This window comes from Vreelandella gomseomensis (assembly GCF_031451645.1).
Taxonomy (GTDB): domain Bacteria; phylum Pseudomonadota; class Gammaproteobacteria; order Pseudomonadales; family Halomonadaceae; genus Vreelandella; species Vreelandella gomseomensis.
Genome location: NZ_JARWAI010000012.1, coordinates 109,879 through 124,725, shown reverse-complemented (window position 1 = coordinate 124,725; position 14,847 = coordinate 109,879). Strand labels below are relative to the sequence as shown.

At 61.6% G+C, this 14,847-nt stretch carries 14 protein-coding genes; 9 read left to right on the top strand and 5 right to left on the bottom strand.

What is annotated here, in order from left to right:
* Positions 1–50 precede the first annotated feature (50 nt).
* The 6 genes from fdh3B (at position 51) to QC815_RS15135 (ending at position 5,798) form a co-directional block, all read left to right on the top strand.
* Positions 51–665, top strand: a complete 615-nt coding sequence (fdh3B, locus tag QC815_RS15160) for a formate dehydrogenase FDH3 subunit beta (protein ID WP_027336932.1) — start codon at positions 51–53, stop codon at positions 663–665.
* A gap of 11 nt (positions 666–676) precedes the next feature.
* Complete coding sequence (locus QC815_RS15155) at positions 677–1,774, top strand: formate dehydrogenase subunit gamma (RefSeq protein ID WP_230445853.1); 1,098 nt, start codon at positions 677–679, stop codon at positions 1,772–1,774.
* Between the two features lie 88 nt (positions 1,775–1,862).
* Positions 1,863–2,180 carry a DUF1244 domain-containing protein gene (locus tag QC815_RS15150; RefSeq protein ID WP_310540711.1) on the top strand — a complete coding sequence of 106 codons (318 nt, stop codon included), beginning with the start codon at positions 1,863–1,865 and terminating at the stop codon, positions 2,178–2,180.
* Positions 2,181–2,183: 3 nt separating this feature from the next.
* Complete coding sequence (gene moaB, locus QC815_RS15145; protein WP_230445855.1) at positions 2,184–2,702, top strand: molybdenum cofactor biosynthesis protein B; 519 nt, start codon at positions 2,184–2,186, stop codon at positions 2,700–2,702.
* On the top strand, positions 2,695–3,900 hold the full coding sequence (locus tag QC815_RS15140; protein WP_310540710.1) for a molybdopterin molybdotransferase MoeA: 1,206 nt from the start codon (positions 2,695–2,697) through the stop codon (positions 3,898–3,900). The genes moaB and QC815_RS15140 overlap by 8 nt, the downstream gene beginning before the upstream one ends.
* 302 nt (positions 3,901–4,202) lie before the next feature.
* Positions 4,203–5,798 carry a solute:sodium symporter family transporter gene (locus tag QC815_RS15135; protein ID WP_230445857.1) on the top strand — a complete coding sequence of 532 codons (1,596 nt, stop codon included), beginning with the start codon at positions 4,203–4,205 and terminating at the stop codon, positions 5,796–5,798.
* Between the two features lie 74 nt (positions 5,799–5,872).
* Here the strand turns inward: QC815_RS15135 and QC815_RS15130 are convergent, their stop codons facing one another.
* The 5 genes from QC815_RS15130 to dctP form a co-directional block, all read right to left on the bottom strand.
* The gene (locus QC815_RS15130; protein ID WP_310540708.1) at positions 5,873–7,396 is read right to left on the bottom strand and encodes a malonate--CoA ligase; all 1,524 of its coding nucleotides are present in this window, start codon (positions 7,394–7,396) and stop codon (positions 5,873–5,875) included.
* Positions 7,393–8,748, bottom strand: a complete 1,356-nt coding sequence (locus QC815_RS15125) for a malonyl-CoA decarboxylase (RefSeq protein ID WP_230445859.1) — start codon at positions 8,746–8,748, stop codon at positions 7,393–7,395. The genes QC815_RS15130 and QC815_RS15125 overlap by 4 nt, the downstream gene beginning before the upstream one ends.
* Positions 8,749–8,760: 12 nt before the next feature.
* On the bottom strand, positions 8,761–10,095 hold the full coding sequence (locus QC815_RS15120; RefSeq protein WP_230445860.1) for a TRAP transporter large permease: 1,335 nt from the start codon (positions 10,093–10,095) through the stop codon (positions 8,761–8,763).
* A gap of 2 nt (positions 10,096–10,097) precedes the next feature.
* The gene (locus tag QC815_RS15115; protein WP_230445861.1) at positions 10,098–10,619 is read right to left on the bottom strand and encodes a TRAP transporter small permease subunit; all 522 of its coding nucleotides are present in this window, start codon (positions 10,617–10,619) and stop codon (positions 10,098–10,100) included.
* Between the two features lie 109 nt (positions 10,620–10,728).
* On the bottom strand, positions 10,729–11,724 hold the full coding sequence (dctP, locus tag QC815_RS15110) for a TRAP transporter substrate-binding protein DctP (protein WP_230445862.1): 996 nt from the start codon (positions 11,722–11,724) through the stop codon (positions 10,729–10,731).
* A gap of 158 nt (positions 11,725–11,882) precedes the next feature.
* Between dctP and QC815_RS15105 the strand changes: the two genes are divergently transcribed.
* The 3 genes from QC815_RS15105 (at position 11,883) to QC815_RS15095 (ending at position 14,842) form a co-directional block, all read left to right on the top strand.
* Positions 11,883–12,569, top strand: coding sequence for a GntR family transcriptional regulator (locus QC815_RS15105; protein WP_230445863.1), 687 nt, complete (start codon positions 11,883–11,885; stop codon positions 12,567–12,569).
* Positions 12,570–12,662: 93 nt separating this feature from the next.
* Positions 12,663–13,667 carry a GlxA family transcriptional regulator gene (locus tag QC815_RS15100; protein WP_230445864.1) on the top strand — a complete coding sequence of 335 codons (1,005 nt, stop codon included), beginning with the start codon at positions 12,663–12,665 and terminating at the stop codon, positions 13,665–13,667.
* Positions 13,658–14,842 (top strand): MFS transporter, encoded by a 1,185-nt coding sequence (locus QC815_RS15095; protein WP_310540707.1) that lies wholly within the window; start codon positions 13,658–13,660, stop codon positions 14,840–14,842. The genes QC815_RS15100 and QC815_RS15095 overlap by 10 nt, the downstream gene beginning before the upstream one ends.
* Positions 14,843–14,847 lie beyond the last annotated feature (5 nt).

Sequence of the window (14,847 nt, the reverse complement as noted above, 5' to 3'; positions counted from 1 at the left end):
ACAGCATCAACGGTACGGGAGGCATCCCGTACCGTCATTAGGAGAACACCATGGCTCAAATGAAATTTATGTGTGACGCCGAACGCTGCATCGAATGCAACGGCTGCGTTACCGCCTGTAAAAACGCCAATGATGTCGAATGGGGTATTCAGCGTCGTCGCGTTGTGACCTTGAACGACGGCGAATCTGACGAAATGTCCATTTCGGTCGCCTGCATGCACTGTGACGACGCCCCCTGCATGGCGGTGTGCCCGACCGACTGCTTCTACAAGACCGACGACGGCATCGTGCTGCACGACAAGGATCTGTGCATCGGGTGCGGTTATTGCCTTTATGCCTGCCCGTTCGGCGCCCCGCAGTTCCCGCAGCAGGATGCGTTTGGCGAGCGCGGCAAGATGGACAAGTGTACCTTCTGTGCCGGTGGCCCGGCTGAAAGCAAGGAAGAAGAGTACGAGAAGTACGGCGCCAACCGCATCGCTGAAGGCAAGCTGCCGCTGTGCGCGGAAATGTGCTCCACCAAGGCGCTGCTGGCAGGTGATGCGCAGGACGTTGCCGACATCTTCCGTCAGCGCGTCGTACATCGTGGCCACGAAGACGGTGCCTGGTCCAACAATCCTCAGGCCAGTGCCGACAACCTAGCCTACGATGCTGCCCGTAAAGGGTAAGGAGGCTTTCCATGAACCAGTTGACTGCTCAGGCACCCGGTGGGGTGCCGCACCTGTCCCAATGGCAAGGGGTTTGGCGCTGGCTGCTGTTGGCCTTTGCCCTGGTGTTCAGTCTGGGCGTGGCGCAGGTTGCCCACGCCCAGGAAGCTGACCCCAATCGTGAGATGAGTACAGCGGCGCCGGGTATCGATGCGGATCAGTGGCGGCAGGTGCGCAGCGGCGAGACCGGCCCCAACTACCGTGATTCGCGAGCCGACAGTAACTACAACCTGATCAACGCCAGCGGTGAAACCTGGCGTCAGTGGCGTAACCGCTGGGTGTCACCCTTTGGTTTGATCGTGATTGGCGGCATGATCGGGATCATCGCGCTGTTCTACCTGATCGTGGGGCGCAAGCATCTTGAAGAACCGCGAACGGGACGCAAGCTGTTCCGCTGGCCGCTTTTCATGCGGGCCTTGCACTGGTCGGTAGCGTCGCTGTTTATCGTCCTGGCGCTTACCGGTCTCAATCTGCTGTTTGGCAAGTTTGTCTTTCGGGGGCTGTTTGGTGATGCCTTCTGGGGCTGGATGGTCTCGTCCTCGAAATTGCTGCACAACTATCTGGGGCCGATTTTCAGTGTGCTGTTGATCGTGATGCTGGTCAGCCTGATCAAGGACAACCTGCCCAAGAAGCACGACCTGGAATGGTTCAAGAAGGGCGGTGGCCTTGTCGGTAAAGGCCACGTGGACGCTGGCTTTGCCAACGGCGGTGAAAAAGCCTGGTACTGGCTGCTGGCCTCGGTGGGGCTGCTGGTGGTTGCCAGCGGCCTCGTCCTCGACTTCCCCAACTTCGGGCAGGGTCGCGACACCATGCAGTGGGCCAATCTCGTCCACGCGGTGGGTGCCCTGGGGCTGACGGCCGTGTCGGTGGGTCATATCTACATCGGCACTCTGGGAACGGAAGGGTCGCTGGAAGGCATGACCACCGGCTACGTTGATGAAACCTGGGCCAAAGAGCACCACAACCTGTGGTACGAAGAGGTCAAGGATCAGTCGGTTTCCGAGCAGGAACTGGCCGATAGAAAAGCGTCGAAAGACGCAGGTGAATCACCCGCTCCTCGCTCCTCGTAAGATGCGCTGGAATGTCGCAAAAGACACCGCCTACGGGCGGTGTCTTTTGTTATGCTGGGCTTAATTTCACACCATAGAGGTCGCAGAGATGGATAAGTTTGACGACACCACCCGTAACGAGATCGAGGCGGCGGCATTCCGCCGTCTGTTGCAACATCTCGACGACAACAAAGACGTACAGAATATCGACCTGATGATTCTGGCCGACTTCTGCCGCAACTGCCTCTCCAAGTGGCTGGTCAGCGCCGCGGAGGCGCGAGGCGAAAGCCTGAGCTATGAAGAGGCCCGCGAGTATGTCTACGGCATGCCGTACGATGAGTGGAAAGACCTCTACCAAGGCAAGGCCACGCCGGAACAGCTGGCGGCGCTGGAGGCCCGGCAAGCGCAAAAGCGCGCCAAGGAGTAGACCATGGAGCCGATGATTCCGCTACGTATCGCGGTACTGACGATTTCCGATACGCGCACCGATGAGACCGACCGCAGCGGTCAGGCGTTGGTCGAGCGGCTGACCCAGGCCGGCCATCAACTGGTCGAAAAGCGTATCGTGCCTGACGACGTGTACATCATTCGCGCCGTGGTAGCCCAATGGATTGCCGACCCTGCTGTGCAGGGCGTGATCACCACCGGCGGCACCGGCTTTACCGGCCGCGACTCGACGCCGGAGGCAGTGAGGGTGCTGCTCGACAAGCCAATTGAAGGCTTTGGCGAGCGATTCCGCCAGCTTAGCGGCGAGGAAATCGGCAGCTCCACAATTCAAAGCCGCTGCCTCGGTGGCTTGGCCAATGCCACGGTGATTTTCTGCCTGCCGGGCTCTACCGGTGCCTGCCGCACCGGCTGGGACGGCATTTTGGCCGAGCAGCTCGACAGCCGCCACAAGCCGTGCAACTTCGCCAACCTGGTGATCCCCGAGCGTGGTCAGCATGGCTGAGTTGCACACCATTGACGAGGCGCTGGCCGCGCTGCTGGCGGATGTCCGGCCGCTCGGGGTCGAGCACGTGGCGCTTGGCGCAGCGGCCGGGCGGGTGCTGGGCGAGGCGGTCAGCGCCACGCTTGACGTGCCGCCGTACACCAACAGCGCCATGGATGGCTACGCGCTTCGCGCTGCCGATGCCGGTCAGCGCCTTGACGTCAGCCAGCGTATCGCGGCGGGCACGCCTGCCTTGCCGCTGGCACCCGGCAGTTGCGCGCGTATTTTCACCGGCGGCGAAATCCCCCCTGGGGCTGACTGCGTGGTCATGCAGGAGCGCATCGAGGTGGATGGCGATGTTGCGATCATTCCGGCCGATATTCCCGCCGGGGATAACGTGCGCCTTCAAGGGCGCGACGTGCGACAGGGCGACGTGCTGTTAAATGCCGGCGAGCGCCTTGAGGCGGCGGCACTGGGCCACCTGGCGGGGCAGGGCGTCACCCAGGTGGCCGTCCGCCGACGGCCGCGCGTTGCGCTGTTGTCCACCGGTGACGAAGTGATCAATCCGGGGACGCCGCTCAAGCCCGGCCAGCTGTATAACTCCAATCGACCCATGCTCACGCGGCTGCTGGAAAACTTTGGCGCCGAAGTGGTCAGCCAGGTCAGCGTCCCCGACGATGCTGAGCGCACCTGTGAACTGCTCGCTGAGGCGGCGGAAAACGCCGACGTGGTGGTCAGCACTGGCGGCGTCAGCGTCGGCGAGGAAGACCATGTGAAAACCGCGCTGACGGCGCTAGGCGAGCTGTCGATGTGGAAACTCGCCATTCGTCCGGGCAAGCCGCTGGCCCTGGGGCGTTTGCCCCGGCAGGGGATTGGGCAGGCGCGGTTTGTCGGGCTGCCGGGGAATCCCGTTTCCGGCTTTGTCGGCGCCTGGCTGTTTCTGCGCCCGCTGATGGGAGCGCTGCTGGGCTGCCCGGCGCTTGCGTCGCTGCCCTGTGTGACCGCGCGCGCCGATTTCTCGACCTCGACCGGCCCCCGCCAGCATTACATGCGCGTGATGCTGACGTTTGACACCCAGGGCGCGCAGGCTCACGCCTTTGACGATCAGAACTCCAGCGTGCTGTCGTCGTGTATACAGGCCAATGCCCTGGCGGTGATCCCGCCCCACGCTGAGGTGGCGAAAGGCCAATCGGTGCAATGCTTGTGGCTGGTCGGCTAATCACCCAACGCTGACAGGCCGCATTGTCCCCCATCGGCGTCTCCCTGACGCCGGTGTTGTTCTATGCTTACGAGTAATCGCTTGCCTTGGTGGATTGCCGTTGCATCTTTCAAATGTCTGATATTTAGAATTTTTTGTTAATAAAACATGAAATTAGCGGCCAGTATTCGACTAAAGGCCAATAGTAGAATCGAGTCACCCCTCTACAATCCTCCGCCACTCGGTAAAATTACCTAAATTCACAGCGCTGGCATGGCGTGCTTTTCAGCACCGCATGCGCGACCGCCCCGAAGGATGTTCTTATGCATGCCCTCACCCTGGCGTCATTTCTATTCTTCACTTGTCTAGTGGCCTTCATGACCTGGCGGATTACGCGCCGGGATGATCACAGCAGTACCAGCGGTTATTTCCTGGCGGGGCGAACGCTCACGTTCCCGTTGATCGCCGGCTCGCTATTGATGACCAACCTGTCCACCGAGCAGATGGTGGGGCTCAACGGCGCGGCTTTCAGCGATGGCCTGAGCGTCATGGCCTGGGAAGTCGTCGCGGTCATTGCCCTGGTGGCCCTGGCGCTGTTCTTCCTGCCGCGTTTTCTGAAAAGCGGTATTGCCACCCTGCCGCAGCTGTTGCTGATTCGTTTTGATAAAGGCACCCAGCTGATTGCGAACGTGATCTTCCTGATCGCCTATGCGGTCATTCTGCTGCCGATCATTCTGTACTCCGGCGCAGTGGGTCTTCAGGGGATGCTGGATCTCCCTGCGCTGACGGGTATCAGCTCGCCGACGACGCTGCTGTGGTTGACCGTCTGGGTGGTGGGCATCGTGGGGGCGATCTATGCGCTGTTCGGTGGCCTGCGCACGGTGGCGGTGTCCGACACGCTTAACGGGGTTGGCCTGCTGATTGGTGGCTTCGTGATCGTGTACTTCGGCCTGCAAGCCGTCAGCGATGGCAACGGCATCGTGGAAGGCTGGAACACCCTGAAAACCAGCAATCCCGACAAGCTGAACTCCATCGGCGGTGACGACCAGCAGGTGCCGTTCTTCACACTGTTTACTGGGGTCTTCCTGATCAACCTGTTCTACTGGACGACCAACCAGCAGATCATTCAGCGTACCTTTGCGGCCAAGAACCTGGCAGAGGGCCAGAAGGGCGTGCTGCTGACCGGCTTGTTCAAGCTGCTGGGCCCGCTTTATCTGGTGCTGCCGGGCATCATCGCCTATCACCTGTACGCCGCTGACGGCATCCGCGCCGACGAGGCTTACGGCCATCTGGTGTTCAACGTGCTGCCGCCATATCTCACCGGGTTCTTTGCCGCGGTGATGGTCGGTGCGATCCTGTCGTCGTTCAACTCCGCGCTAAACAGCACGACGACCATTTTCAGCCTGGGCATTTATAAGCAGGTGCTCAACAAGAACGCCACCGAAGACCAGGTCGTCAAATCGGGCAAGGTGTTTGGTTGGGTCATGGCGATCATCACCATGATCATCGCGCCGTTGCTGGCGGGCCAGGATAGCCTGTTCGGCTACCTGCAGAAGATGAACGCTATCTACTTTATTCCCATTCTGGCCGTGGTACTGGTCGGGCTCTTGACCAAGCGTGTGCCGCCGATGGCTGCCAAAGTAGGTCTGGTGGGCGGCTGCCTGCTTATCGCGGCGGGGTATTTCGTGCCGCCTTTCAACAAGCTGCCGGTCATCATGCACGAGTTCCACTTTGTCGCGGCGGTGTTCGTGCTGCTGGTGGCGATGATGCTGGTGATCGGCAAGCTGCGCCCCCGCGAGACCGACTGGGTTCAGGAGCACTCGGGCGACGTTGATCTCACCCCGTGGAAGGGAGCCGTACCCGCCGGTATCGTGCTGGTGGTACTGGTGGTCATCATGTACGCAGCGTTTGCCGGATAAGCGCACCTTGCCTGCCGGCTAGACGTAAAAACGCCCCGCCCTGCTAACACAGGGCGGGGCGTCTGGTTTGGGCGTTAAACCGGCTGGTAGGTGTTCTGGAAGCGTTTGCGCAGCTCGTTCTTTTGCACCTTGCCCATGGTGTTGCGCGGCAGGGTATCGATAAAGAACACGCGCTTGGGCTGCTTGTACTTGGCAAGCCTTCCCTGCAGGTGGTTGATAATCGTAGCCTCGTCAAGGTCGGCTCCTGGCAGGGGCACCACGGTGGCGGTCACGCCTTCGCCAAAGTCGGGGTGGGGCAGGCCGATCACCGCCGACTCGGACACCCCGTCAAGCTCGTCGATGACCTGCTCGATTTCCTTGGGATAGACGTTATAGCCCCCGGAAATCACCAGGTCTTTATCCCGCCCGACGATATGCACATAGCCCTGTTCGTCGACCATGGCCAGGTCACCGGTAATGAAAAAGCCATCCTCCAGCAGTTCTTCGCGGGTCTTTTCCGGCATCCGCCAATAGCCGATGAACACGTTGGGTCCGCGAATCTGCAGCATGCCGATCTCGCCGGGAGCGACGTCATCGCCGGTTTCCCGGTCGGTGATGCGCATCTCCACTCCGGGCAGGGGCATGCCTACGGTGCCCGCACGACGCGCACCGTTATACGGGTTGGAGATATTCATGTTGGTTTCGGTCATGCCGTAACGCTCGAGAATGGCATGCCCGGTCTTGGCCTCGAAGGCCTCGTGGGTTTCGGCGGTCAGCGGGGCCGAGCCCGACACGAACAGGCGCATATTGGCCGTGACCTCCGGGGTCAGACGAGCGTCCTGCACAAGGCGGGTATAGAAGGTCGGTACGCCCATCATCACGCTGCCTCGGGGCAGCTCCTCGAAAATCACGTCGGCGTCAAACTTGGGCAGAAACAGCATGCTGGCACCGGCCATCAGGGTGACGTTGCATGCCACAAACAGCCCGTGAGTATGGAAAATCGGCAGGGCATGAATAAGGCGATCCTCGGCGCTGAAGTGCCATGCCTTGACCAGGGTGTCGGCATTGGAGGCCAGGTTCTGGTGGGTCAGCATAGCCCCCTTGGAGCGCCCGGTGGTGCCCGAGGTGTATAGAATTGCCGCCAGGTCGCGGTGAGCAAGCTCGGCGATAGCGTCATGGGGCGTGGCGTTTTCGGCTTCGTCCATCAGGCTGCCGTCTGCCGCGCTGCCCAGCGTCACGACGGCGGGGCAGCCGGTATCGGCGGCGATCCGACGGGCCTCGTCGGCCACCGCAGGGCGACAGACAAACAGCGCCGGTTCGGCATCCCCCAGAAAATAGCGAATTTCATCGCCGGTGTAACCGGTGTTGAGGGGCAAATAGACACCGCCCATCCGCAGGCAGGCCAGGTATAGCAGAATGGCTTCGGGGCTTTTGTCCACCTGAACCGCCACACGATCGCCTTGACGCACACCAAGCGCTATCAGCGCACCGGCAAGCTGGGCGCTCTGGACAAGCGCATCGGCGTGGGAATAGCGGCGCCCCTCGCGGGTAGTAATGAAATCGGCCTCGCCGCGTTTGTGCATTTGCGTGGCAAAGGTGGCAAACAGATTGTGGTTCATTTGGCGAGTTCTCCCTTGGCCAGCTTGCGCGCCCGTTTGGCGAGGTCACGCACGTCGCTTGAGCAGGCAATGGTGCCGTTGGCGGTATAATTTTCGTGGTTGCGCTCGATGTCGTCGAGCACATAGAGGTAGTTGACCATCAGGCCGGCGGCCTGCTTGAGGCCCTTGTCGGAAATATCGCCCAGCCAGTTGATACGTTGAAGCTTGGCGCCGTTGCCCAGATGAAAGCGGGCGACGGGGTTGAGCGGCAGACCGTGGCGGTTTTTTTCATCCACCAGGTAGTGCGCAGCAAGCGGCTGGATGATCGCCTTGAGCCGCTCCTGGCGCTGCTTGTCCTGGTGCCATCCAGACGTGTCCAGCTCGGCGAGCGCATCGCGTACGCTGGACGGCCATTGCTCGTCCCCGCGCTGCTCGGCAAGCCACTGGGCAAACCCCGGTACCGGCGAGAGCGTCACAAAGTACTTGAGTTGCGGCAGTTCCTGGGAAAGCTCCTGCACCACCTGCTTGATCAAGAAGTTGCCGAACGAGATGCCGCGCAGGCCGGTCTGGCAGTTGCTGATACCGAAGAAGGCGGCGCTGTCGGCGTCTTCGGGGTCTTCAATGCCGCCTTCCGCACCGGACAGGATCGGCTGGATGCGGCTGGGCAGGCCCTTGTGCAGCGCCACCTCAACGAAAATCAGCGGCTCATCGCCAATCGCCGGGTGGAAAAAGGCAAAGCAGCGGCGATCGCGGGCATCCAGACGGCGGCGCAGGTCGTCCCAATCCTGAATTTCATGCACCGCTTCGTAGCGGATGATCTTCTCGAGAATCGACGCGGGCGTATTCCAGTCGATGCGCTTGAGCATCAAAAAGCCGCGGTTGAACCAGGAGCCGAACAGGTGCGCAAAGTCGTCATCGATGGGTGCGAGGTCGGGCTGCTCACGCAGCAGGCCAAGCAGATCCTGTCGCATATTGACCAGTTCGTAGGTGCCGTCGCTGGCGAAGTTGAGCCGTCTGAAAAGCTCCTGGCGAAGCGGTTCGCAGGCTTCGAACAGCGTCTGCAGGGAGCGATTGTCCCGGGCCTTGCGGTAGGCGGCGTAGGCGCTGTCAATCTGCTCGGGCTCGGCGGCGAAGTCTTCGGCGAGGCGTTTGAAGAAACGCTTTTTCTCTTCTTCGGAAAGGCGCCGATAGATCGCCAGGGCGCGGCTGGCCAGGGCAATGCTGGACGCTTCGCCGTCGCTCTCCAGTAGCGCCTGGCAGGCCTTGACCAGATGCGTGTGATCCACCGCCGAGGCGACAGTCTGACGCCGCCGCAACAGCGCATCGCGCTGGGTAATGTTGTTGAACAGTTCCTGTAGAAACGTCATGTTCATGGTAATTCTCCCTTAGCCCATGATCAGATTGGGTAGCCATAGGGCAATGCCGGGGAACAGGCACAGCAGCAGGATGGCGAGCACCATGCACAGCGCATACGGCAGGCTGCCCAGCAGGATGTCGCGCAGCGAAATGTCCGGTGCAATGCCTTTGATGATGAACAGGTTGAGCCCCACCGGCGGCGTGATGAGGCCGATTTCCAGGTTGATGGTGAGCACCACCGCGAACCAGTAAGGATCAAAGTTTGCCGCCAGGATGATCGGTAACAGAATCGGCGCGGTCATGACGATCACCGCCACCGGCGGCAGGAAGAAGCCGGCGACCAGCAGAAAGACGTTGATGACGCCCATCAGTACCCAGCGGTTGACGTCCATATCGGCAATGGCGGCCGCCACGGTCTGGGTAATGAACATTGACGATAACGCGTAGGCGAATACCTCGGCGCAGGCGATGACCAGCATGATCATCACGCTCTCGCGCAGGGAGTCGCGCATGATCAGCTTGAGCGGCCCGATCTGCCACATGCGGTAGATCAGGATGGCCAGCATCAGACACAGGAAGGCGCCGACGCCCGCCGCCTCGGACGGCGTCGCGACGCCACCGTACAGCGCGAATAGAATGCCCGCGACCACCCCGAGGAAGGGCAGGACGCGCACCACGGCTTTCATGTTGCTGTCGACGTTCTGCTGAACGGTGTTCTTGAGTTTTTCCGCAGAGGCTGCCACTGGGTTGGCGTAGCCGCCCGCCAGCTTGCAGGCGATGATGGTCCAGATCATGAACAGCCCCGCGAGCATGAAGCCCGGTACCACGCCGGCGATAAACAGACGGCCGATGGACGTTTCGGTGGAAATTCCGTAGATGATCATGGTTACGGATGGCGGAATCAGTATCCCCAGGGTGCCGCCCGCAGCAATACAGCCGGCGGCGACGCCGTCAGGATAGCCCCGCGTGCGCATTTCCGGAATACCCATCTTGCCGATGGCCGCACAGGTGGCGGGGGAGGAGCCGGACAGCGCGGCAAAAATCGAGCAGGCGCCGATATTGGATACTGCAAGCCCCGCCGGTAGCCGTCCCATCCACAAATCCAGCGAGCGATACAGATCGCGCCCGGTGGGCGAGGACGCCACGGCCGCCCCCATCAGAATGAACATGGGGATCGCCACAAAGCCGAATTCGGCAATACGGTCGAAAAACGTTTCCCCGAAGTAAGTCAGTTCGGGCAGACCGCGGTCATAGAGCAGCGCCATCAGCGAGACACCGCCCAGGGCAAAGGCAATCGGCGTGCCGATGGCCATCAGCACGATCAGGCCCACGGCCACGATAATACCCAGCGTAATCGGATCCATGGTCAGCCCTCCCCGCGCAGAATGTCGGCGACGTACTGTAACGCCAGCAAGGTCGTACCGACTGCCACAGGAAGCAGCGCCGGCCAAAGCGGCGGGTTCCACACCGAGCCGGTTGTCCATTCGCCGTGGAGCGCTTCGAAGAGGTAGACCCAACTGGCGTAGGCAAGCGCGGCGCAGAACGCGAAGCCAAACAGCGAGGCGATGGTAAGCATGATCTTGCGGCCCAAGCCGCCAATGGCATCGGGTAAGATGGTGATGGCCACGTGACCGCCGGTCATGAGCACGTAAGGGCTACCCATCAGCATCGCCCCTGTCACAGAGAAAATCGTGAATTCGGTTTGCCAACTGGTGCTCCAGCCGAGCACGTAGCGCGTGAACACCATCTGGCAGATGACCAGCACCCCGGCAATAAACAGGGCGCTGGCGATGTAGGCCGACAGGCGTGAAAGCTTGTCCATTGCCCGTATATAGCCCCCGATCAGGCCGCTACGCGCTGGCGGAGTATGCGTTGTTGTCGTCGCCATATGTCCCTCGTCAAGCTGTTGTCATCACATCGGATGCCTCTGATCGGGCAAGCCGTGAGCGATGCCGACCACCCTGCAAGGTGGCCGGCATGCAAGCAAAACCAGCTGCTTACTCGACGGCTAGCGCCGCATCGATGATGGCTTGGCCGTTAGGGACGTTTTCGGCGAAGTTTTTATAGGAGGTTTCACGGGCGATCTCGAGCCAGGCGTTGTAATCCTCTTCGCTCATGCTGACCACCTCAACGCCGTTTTCCTCGTAGACGTCGACCATCTGCTGGTCAATGGCGGCGGCTTCCTCGGCAAAGAACGCCTCGGCCTTATCGCCGGCGTCCATCAGGGCAGCCTGCTGCTCGTCGCTAAGGCCCTGCCAGACTTGCTCGGAAATCAGGATCGGTTCGTACATGAACCACAGGGCAAAATCGCCGGGTTGGGTCAGGCAATCCACCTGTTCGTGAAGGCGGTAGGACACGAACGACATCGACGAGGTGTTGGCGGCATCCAGCACGCCGGTTTGCATGGCGGTGTAGATTTCCGATGACGGCATCGAGGCGATGGACGCCCCGGCGGCCTCGAGCATTTCCTCGAAGGCCGGACCTGCAGCACGGAAAACCTGACCGTCCACGGTATCGGGCGAGGTAATGCACCGCTCGCTGGAGGCAAAGCCGCCGGACAGCCAGGCATCCGCCAGGACGCGCGCTCCGCCTTCCTGAATGACGTCCTTGATCATGTCCATGTACTCGGAGTCGTTAAGGCGCTGGGCGTGCTCGTGATTGCGCACGAGGCCGGGCATCAGCGTGGCGGAAAACTCCGGGTGACGGCCGCTGGCATAGTCGAGCGGCAGTGAGGTGATATCCAGCCGCCCCCGCGCCAGCGCGCCCCATTGCTCGCGCGCCTTGAACAGTGATTGGCCAGGGTAGACTTCTATTTCAAGGCCGACGTCAGCGTTGGCCACTTCCTCGGCCATCATCTGGACCATTTCGTCGCGCACATCGCCCTGGCCACCAGGAAACTGGTGGGATGCGCGCAGTACGGTATTGGCTGAGGCGTGCGAAGCGGCGATTGCCAGTCCTAAAGCGGCGGCAGTGACTAGGTGGTTACGTTGCATGTGGCGTCTCCAACGGTTGTTGTTGTGGTCTTGGATTGGCTTTTATGTATTCATCAGACGAGCTGATATATACATCAATAGGCGCTACGTATGCTAATGTCAACTTTATGACATATTCTTTCTGTACAATTTAGCGCTGCCAATAAAGGGGGTGACGCATGCCAGGCTCGAAACGCTCCAACGCCCAGCGGCTCAAGGATTCACTGGAAGACGACATCATTAACGGACGCCGTTCGCCCGGCGAGCGGCTTGATCCTGAAACCCTGGGGGCGGAGTTCAACGTCTCACGCACCCCGGTCCGGGAGGCGATCCAGCAGCTGGTGGCCAGCGGCCTGGTCACGGTGTCGCCGAAGCGGGGAACCTTTGTCGCCAAGGTGGGCATTGACCAGCTGATCGAAATGTTCGAGGTGATGGCCGAGCTGGAAGGTATGTGCGGTCGGCTGGCCGCCCGGCGCATCACCGAACAGGAGCTTTCCGCCCTGCGCGAGGCGCATCAACGCTGCGAGGCAGCAGCGCTGGCGGGGGACACCGACGAGTATTACTACGAGAACGAAGGTTTTCACGACTGTATCTACACGGCGAGCCACAACACCTTTCTCGCCAGCGAGGCACGCCAGCTCAAGCAGCGCCTGAAGCCGTATCGACGGTTGCAACTGCAGGTTCGCCAGCGCGTGCACAACTCGCTCAGCGAGCACCAGGCTATTTTCGATGCCATCGAATGCGGCGATGCGGTACGTGCCCAGCAGGCGCTCAGCGATCACGTATTGATCCAGGGCGAGCGCTTCAGCGACTTTGTGTCCAGCGTGCGCCGGATGGAAGGCGCGCCCGTCAGCCAAACGGGCTAATCGGCCAATGTCTTAATCGGTGGGGTAATCGTCCTTGCCGACATTCTGCCATAACGGTGACACTCTCTTCTATCTGCTGAAGGGAGAACCACCATGTCCCGCCATATTGCGCTAATCGCTTATCCCGACTGCCAACTGCTCGATGTGAGCGGCCCCTGGCAGGTATTTGCCACTGCCAATGAGCTGAGCCAACGTCCGCTCTATCAGCTAACCCTTGCGGCCAGTGTGCCCGGCAAGCTGATGACCAACGGCGGTTTGGCGCTTGATGCCAGTCATTCCCTCGACCAGTTGGCGTCGCTAGCGCCGCTGGATACCCTACTGGTGGCGGGCGGCAGCGGCGTGTCCCGTCAATGCGAGACGCCCGAGATGCTGGCGACGCTGCGCGCGCTCGCCCCGCAGGTACGCCGCCTGGGATCCATCTGCAGCGGCGCTTTTTTGCTGGCGGCGGCTGGGCTTCTGGACGGCCTGCGCGTGACCACCCATTGGCGATACGCCGACGCGCTGGCCAACGCCTACCCGTCACTCAAGGTAGCGCCGGACGCACTCTACGTTGAAAGCGGCGGACGCTACACCAGTGCTGGCGTAACGGCGGGGATCGATCTGGCACTCTCATTGTTGGAAGCCGATCACGGCGCCGAGCTTGCCGGGCGCGTGGCCCGCGAGCTGGTGGTGTTCTTGCATCGCCCTGGCGGGCAATCCCAGTTCAGCGAGATACTGCGCGGCCAGCAATCCGCGGGCCCGCTGCGCCGCCTGCTCGACCGTCTGCACGCCGATCCCGCCGCCGAGCATTCCGTGACCGGGATGGCGGACTTCATGGCCGTAACGCCGCGCCATCTGTCACGGCTGTTCAGGCGGCATCTGAACACCACGCCAGGGGCTTACCTTACTCAACTGCGGCTTGAGCAGGCGCGCCTTGCCTTGCTCGACGGGCACACGCCGGTAGCGCTGGAGCGGCTTGCCAAGCGCTGGCGGCTGGGCGGTGCCGAGCAGCTGCGCCGACAGTTCCAGCGCTACTACGGGGTATCCCCCTCCGTCTATCGCCAACGCTTTGCGTCTTCCCATGCGGATTCCACCCTGGAGCATCACTCATGCCGTTAACCGTCACTCTGTTATCGCTCTGCCAGGCGCTGCTGGTCACCGGTAATGTCCTGCTGATTGCCGTTTCGCCGTTGATCGGGGCCTCTCTGGCGCCCAGCGCGTCATTGTCCACTGCACCGGTTGCCACCCAGTGGCTGGGATTGATGTGCGCCACCGTTCCCGCCTCGCTGATCATGGCCAGGCTGGGCCGCAAGCGCGGGTTCATGCTGGGCAACATAGTGGGATTGGTGGGCGCGCTGGTGGCCGTTCAGGCGTTGATGAGCGAACGTTTTGGGCTGTTCTTGCTGGCGACCTGGTTGATCGGCATCGGCATTGGCTTTGGTCAGCTGTATCGCTTTGCCGCCGTGGAGGCGGCGCCTGCGCACCTGCGTGATCGGGCGATTGGCTTGGTGATGGGCGGCGGTGTCCTGGCCGCGTTTGCCGGGCCGTGGCTGGCAAGAGTCAGCCGGGAACTGGGTGAGGTGCCGTTTCTGGGCAGCTTTGCCGGTCTGGCTGCCATCTACGCCCTGGCGTTGGTGGTGCTGATCCTGACGCAATTACCGCCCGCTTCGCGCACCCACGGTGAAGGCACCGCCTTGCCGATGGGCAGGATAGTCCGCCAGCCCGGGTTTATTGTGGCGGTGAGCGCGGCGATGGTCGGTTACGGCGTGATGAATCTGGCCATGACCGCAACGCCGCTCGCCATGGCGGGAGCGGGGCACGACTTCAACCACGTCTCGATGACCATTCAGTGGCACGTGGTGGCCATGTTCTTGCCTTCGTTCTTTACGGGTCACTTGGCCACTCGCTTCGGTGCCAAAGGAATCATCGTGGTAGGCTGCCTGCTATTGGTGGCAAGCGCACTGGTCGCTCAGTTGGGTATCAGTCTCGCCGGTTTCAACGTGGCGCTGATGCTGCTGGGCCTGGGGTGGAACTTTACGTTCCTGCCCGCCACCGGGCTGCTCACCGAAAGCTACCGGCCGGTGGATAAAGCCCGCACCCAGGCCGCCAACGAGTTTTTCGTGTTTGGGACAGCCGCCACCACGGCGCTGCTCGCGGGGCCCCTGGTCAGCGGTTTGGGCTGGGGCATGCTCAACCTGGTATTGATCCCCGTGGCACTGGTGCCGATGCTCGCCATCGCCTGGCAGCGCCACCGGCAGCAACATGCTAGCCTGGAGGCTCCACCTCGCCCCTAGGAGCT

Excerpts from the sequence above, each read along its gene's own strand:
- QC815_RS15155 (WP_230445853.1), top strand. The coding sequence starts at position 677 with ATGAACCAGTTGACTGCTCAGGCACCCGGTGGGGTGCCGCACCTGTCC.
- QC815_RS15135 (WP_230445857.1), top strand. The coding sequence starts at position 4,203 with ATGCATGCCCTCACCCTGGCGTCATTTCTATTCTTCACTTGTCTAGTG.
- QC815_RS15140 (WP_310540710.1), top strand. The coding sequence starts at position 2,695 with ATGGCTGAGTTGCACACCATTGACGAGGCGCTGGCCGCGCTGCTGGCG.
- QC815_RS15150 (WP_310540711.1), top strand. The coding sequence starts at position 1,863 with ATGGATAAGTTTGACGACACCACCCGTAACGAGATCGAGGCGGCGGCA.
- QC815_RS15100 (WP_230445864.1), top strand. The coding sequence starts at position 12,663 with ATGTCCCGCCATATTGCGCTAATCGCTTATCCCGACTGCCAACTGCTC.
- fdh3B (WP_027336932.1), top strand. The coding sequence starts at position 51 with ATGGCTCAAATGAAATTTATGTGTGACGCCGAACGCTGCATCGAATGC.
- QC815_RS15095 (WP_310540707.1), top strand. The coding sequence starts at position 13,658 with ATGCCGTTAACCGTCACTCTGTTATCGCTCTGCCAGGCGCTGCTGGTC.
- moaB (WP_230445855.1), top strand. The coding sequence starts at position 2,184 with ATGGAGCCGATGATTCCGCTACGTATCGCGGTACTGACGATTTCCGAT.
- QC815_RS15105 (WP_230445863.1), top strand. The coding sequence starts at position 11,883 with ATGCCAGGCTCGAAACGCTCCAACGCCCAGCGGCTCAAGGATTCACTG.
- QC815_RS15120 (WP_230445860.1), bottom strand. The coding sequence starts at position 10,095 with ATGGATCCGATTACGCTGGGTATTATCGTGGCCGTGGGCCTGATCGTG.
- QC815_RS15115 (WP_230445861.1), bottom strand. The coding sequence starts at position 10,619 with ATGGCGACGACAACAACGCATACTCCGCCAGCGCGTAGCGGCCTGATC.
- QC815_RS15130 (WP_310540708.1), bottom strand. The coding sequence starts at position 7,396 with ATGAACCACAATCTGTTTGCCACCTTTGCCACGCAAATGCACAAACGC.
- dctP (WP_230445862.1), bottom strand. The coding sequence starts at position 11,724 with ATGCAACGTAACCACCTAGTCACTGCCGCCGCTTTAGGACTGGCAATC.
- QC815_RS15125 (WP_230445859.1), bottom strand. The coding sequence starts at position 8,748 with ATGAACATGACGTTTCTACAGGAACTGTTCAACAACATTACCCAGCGC.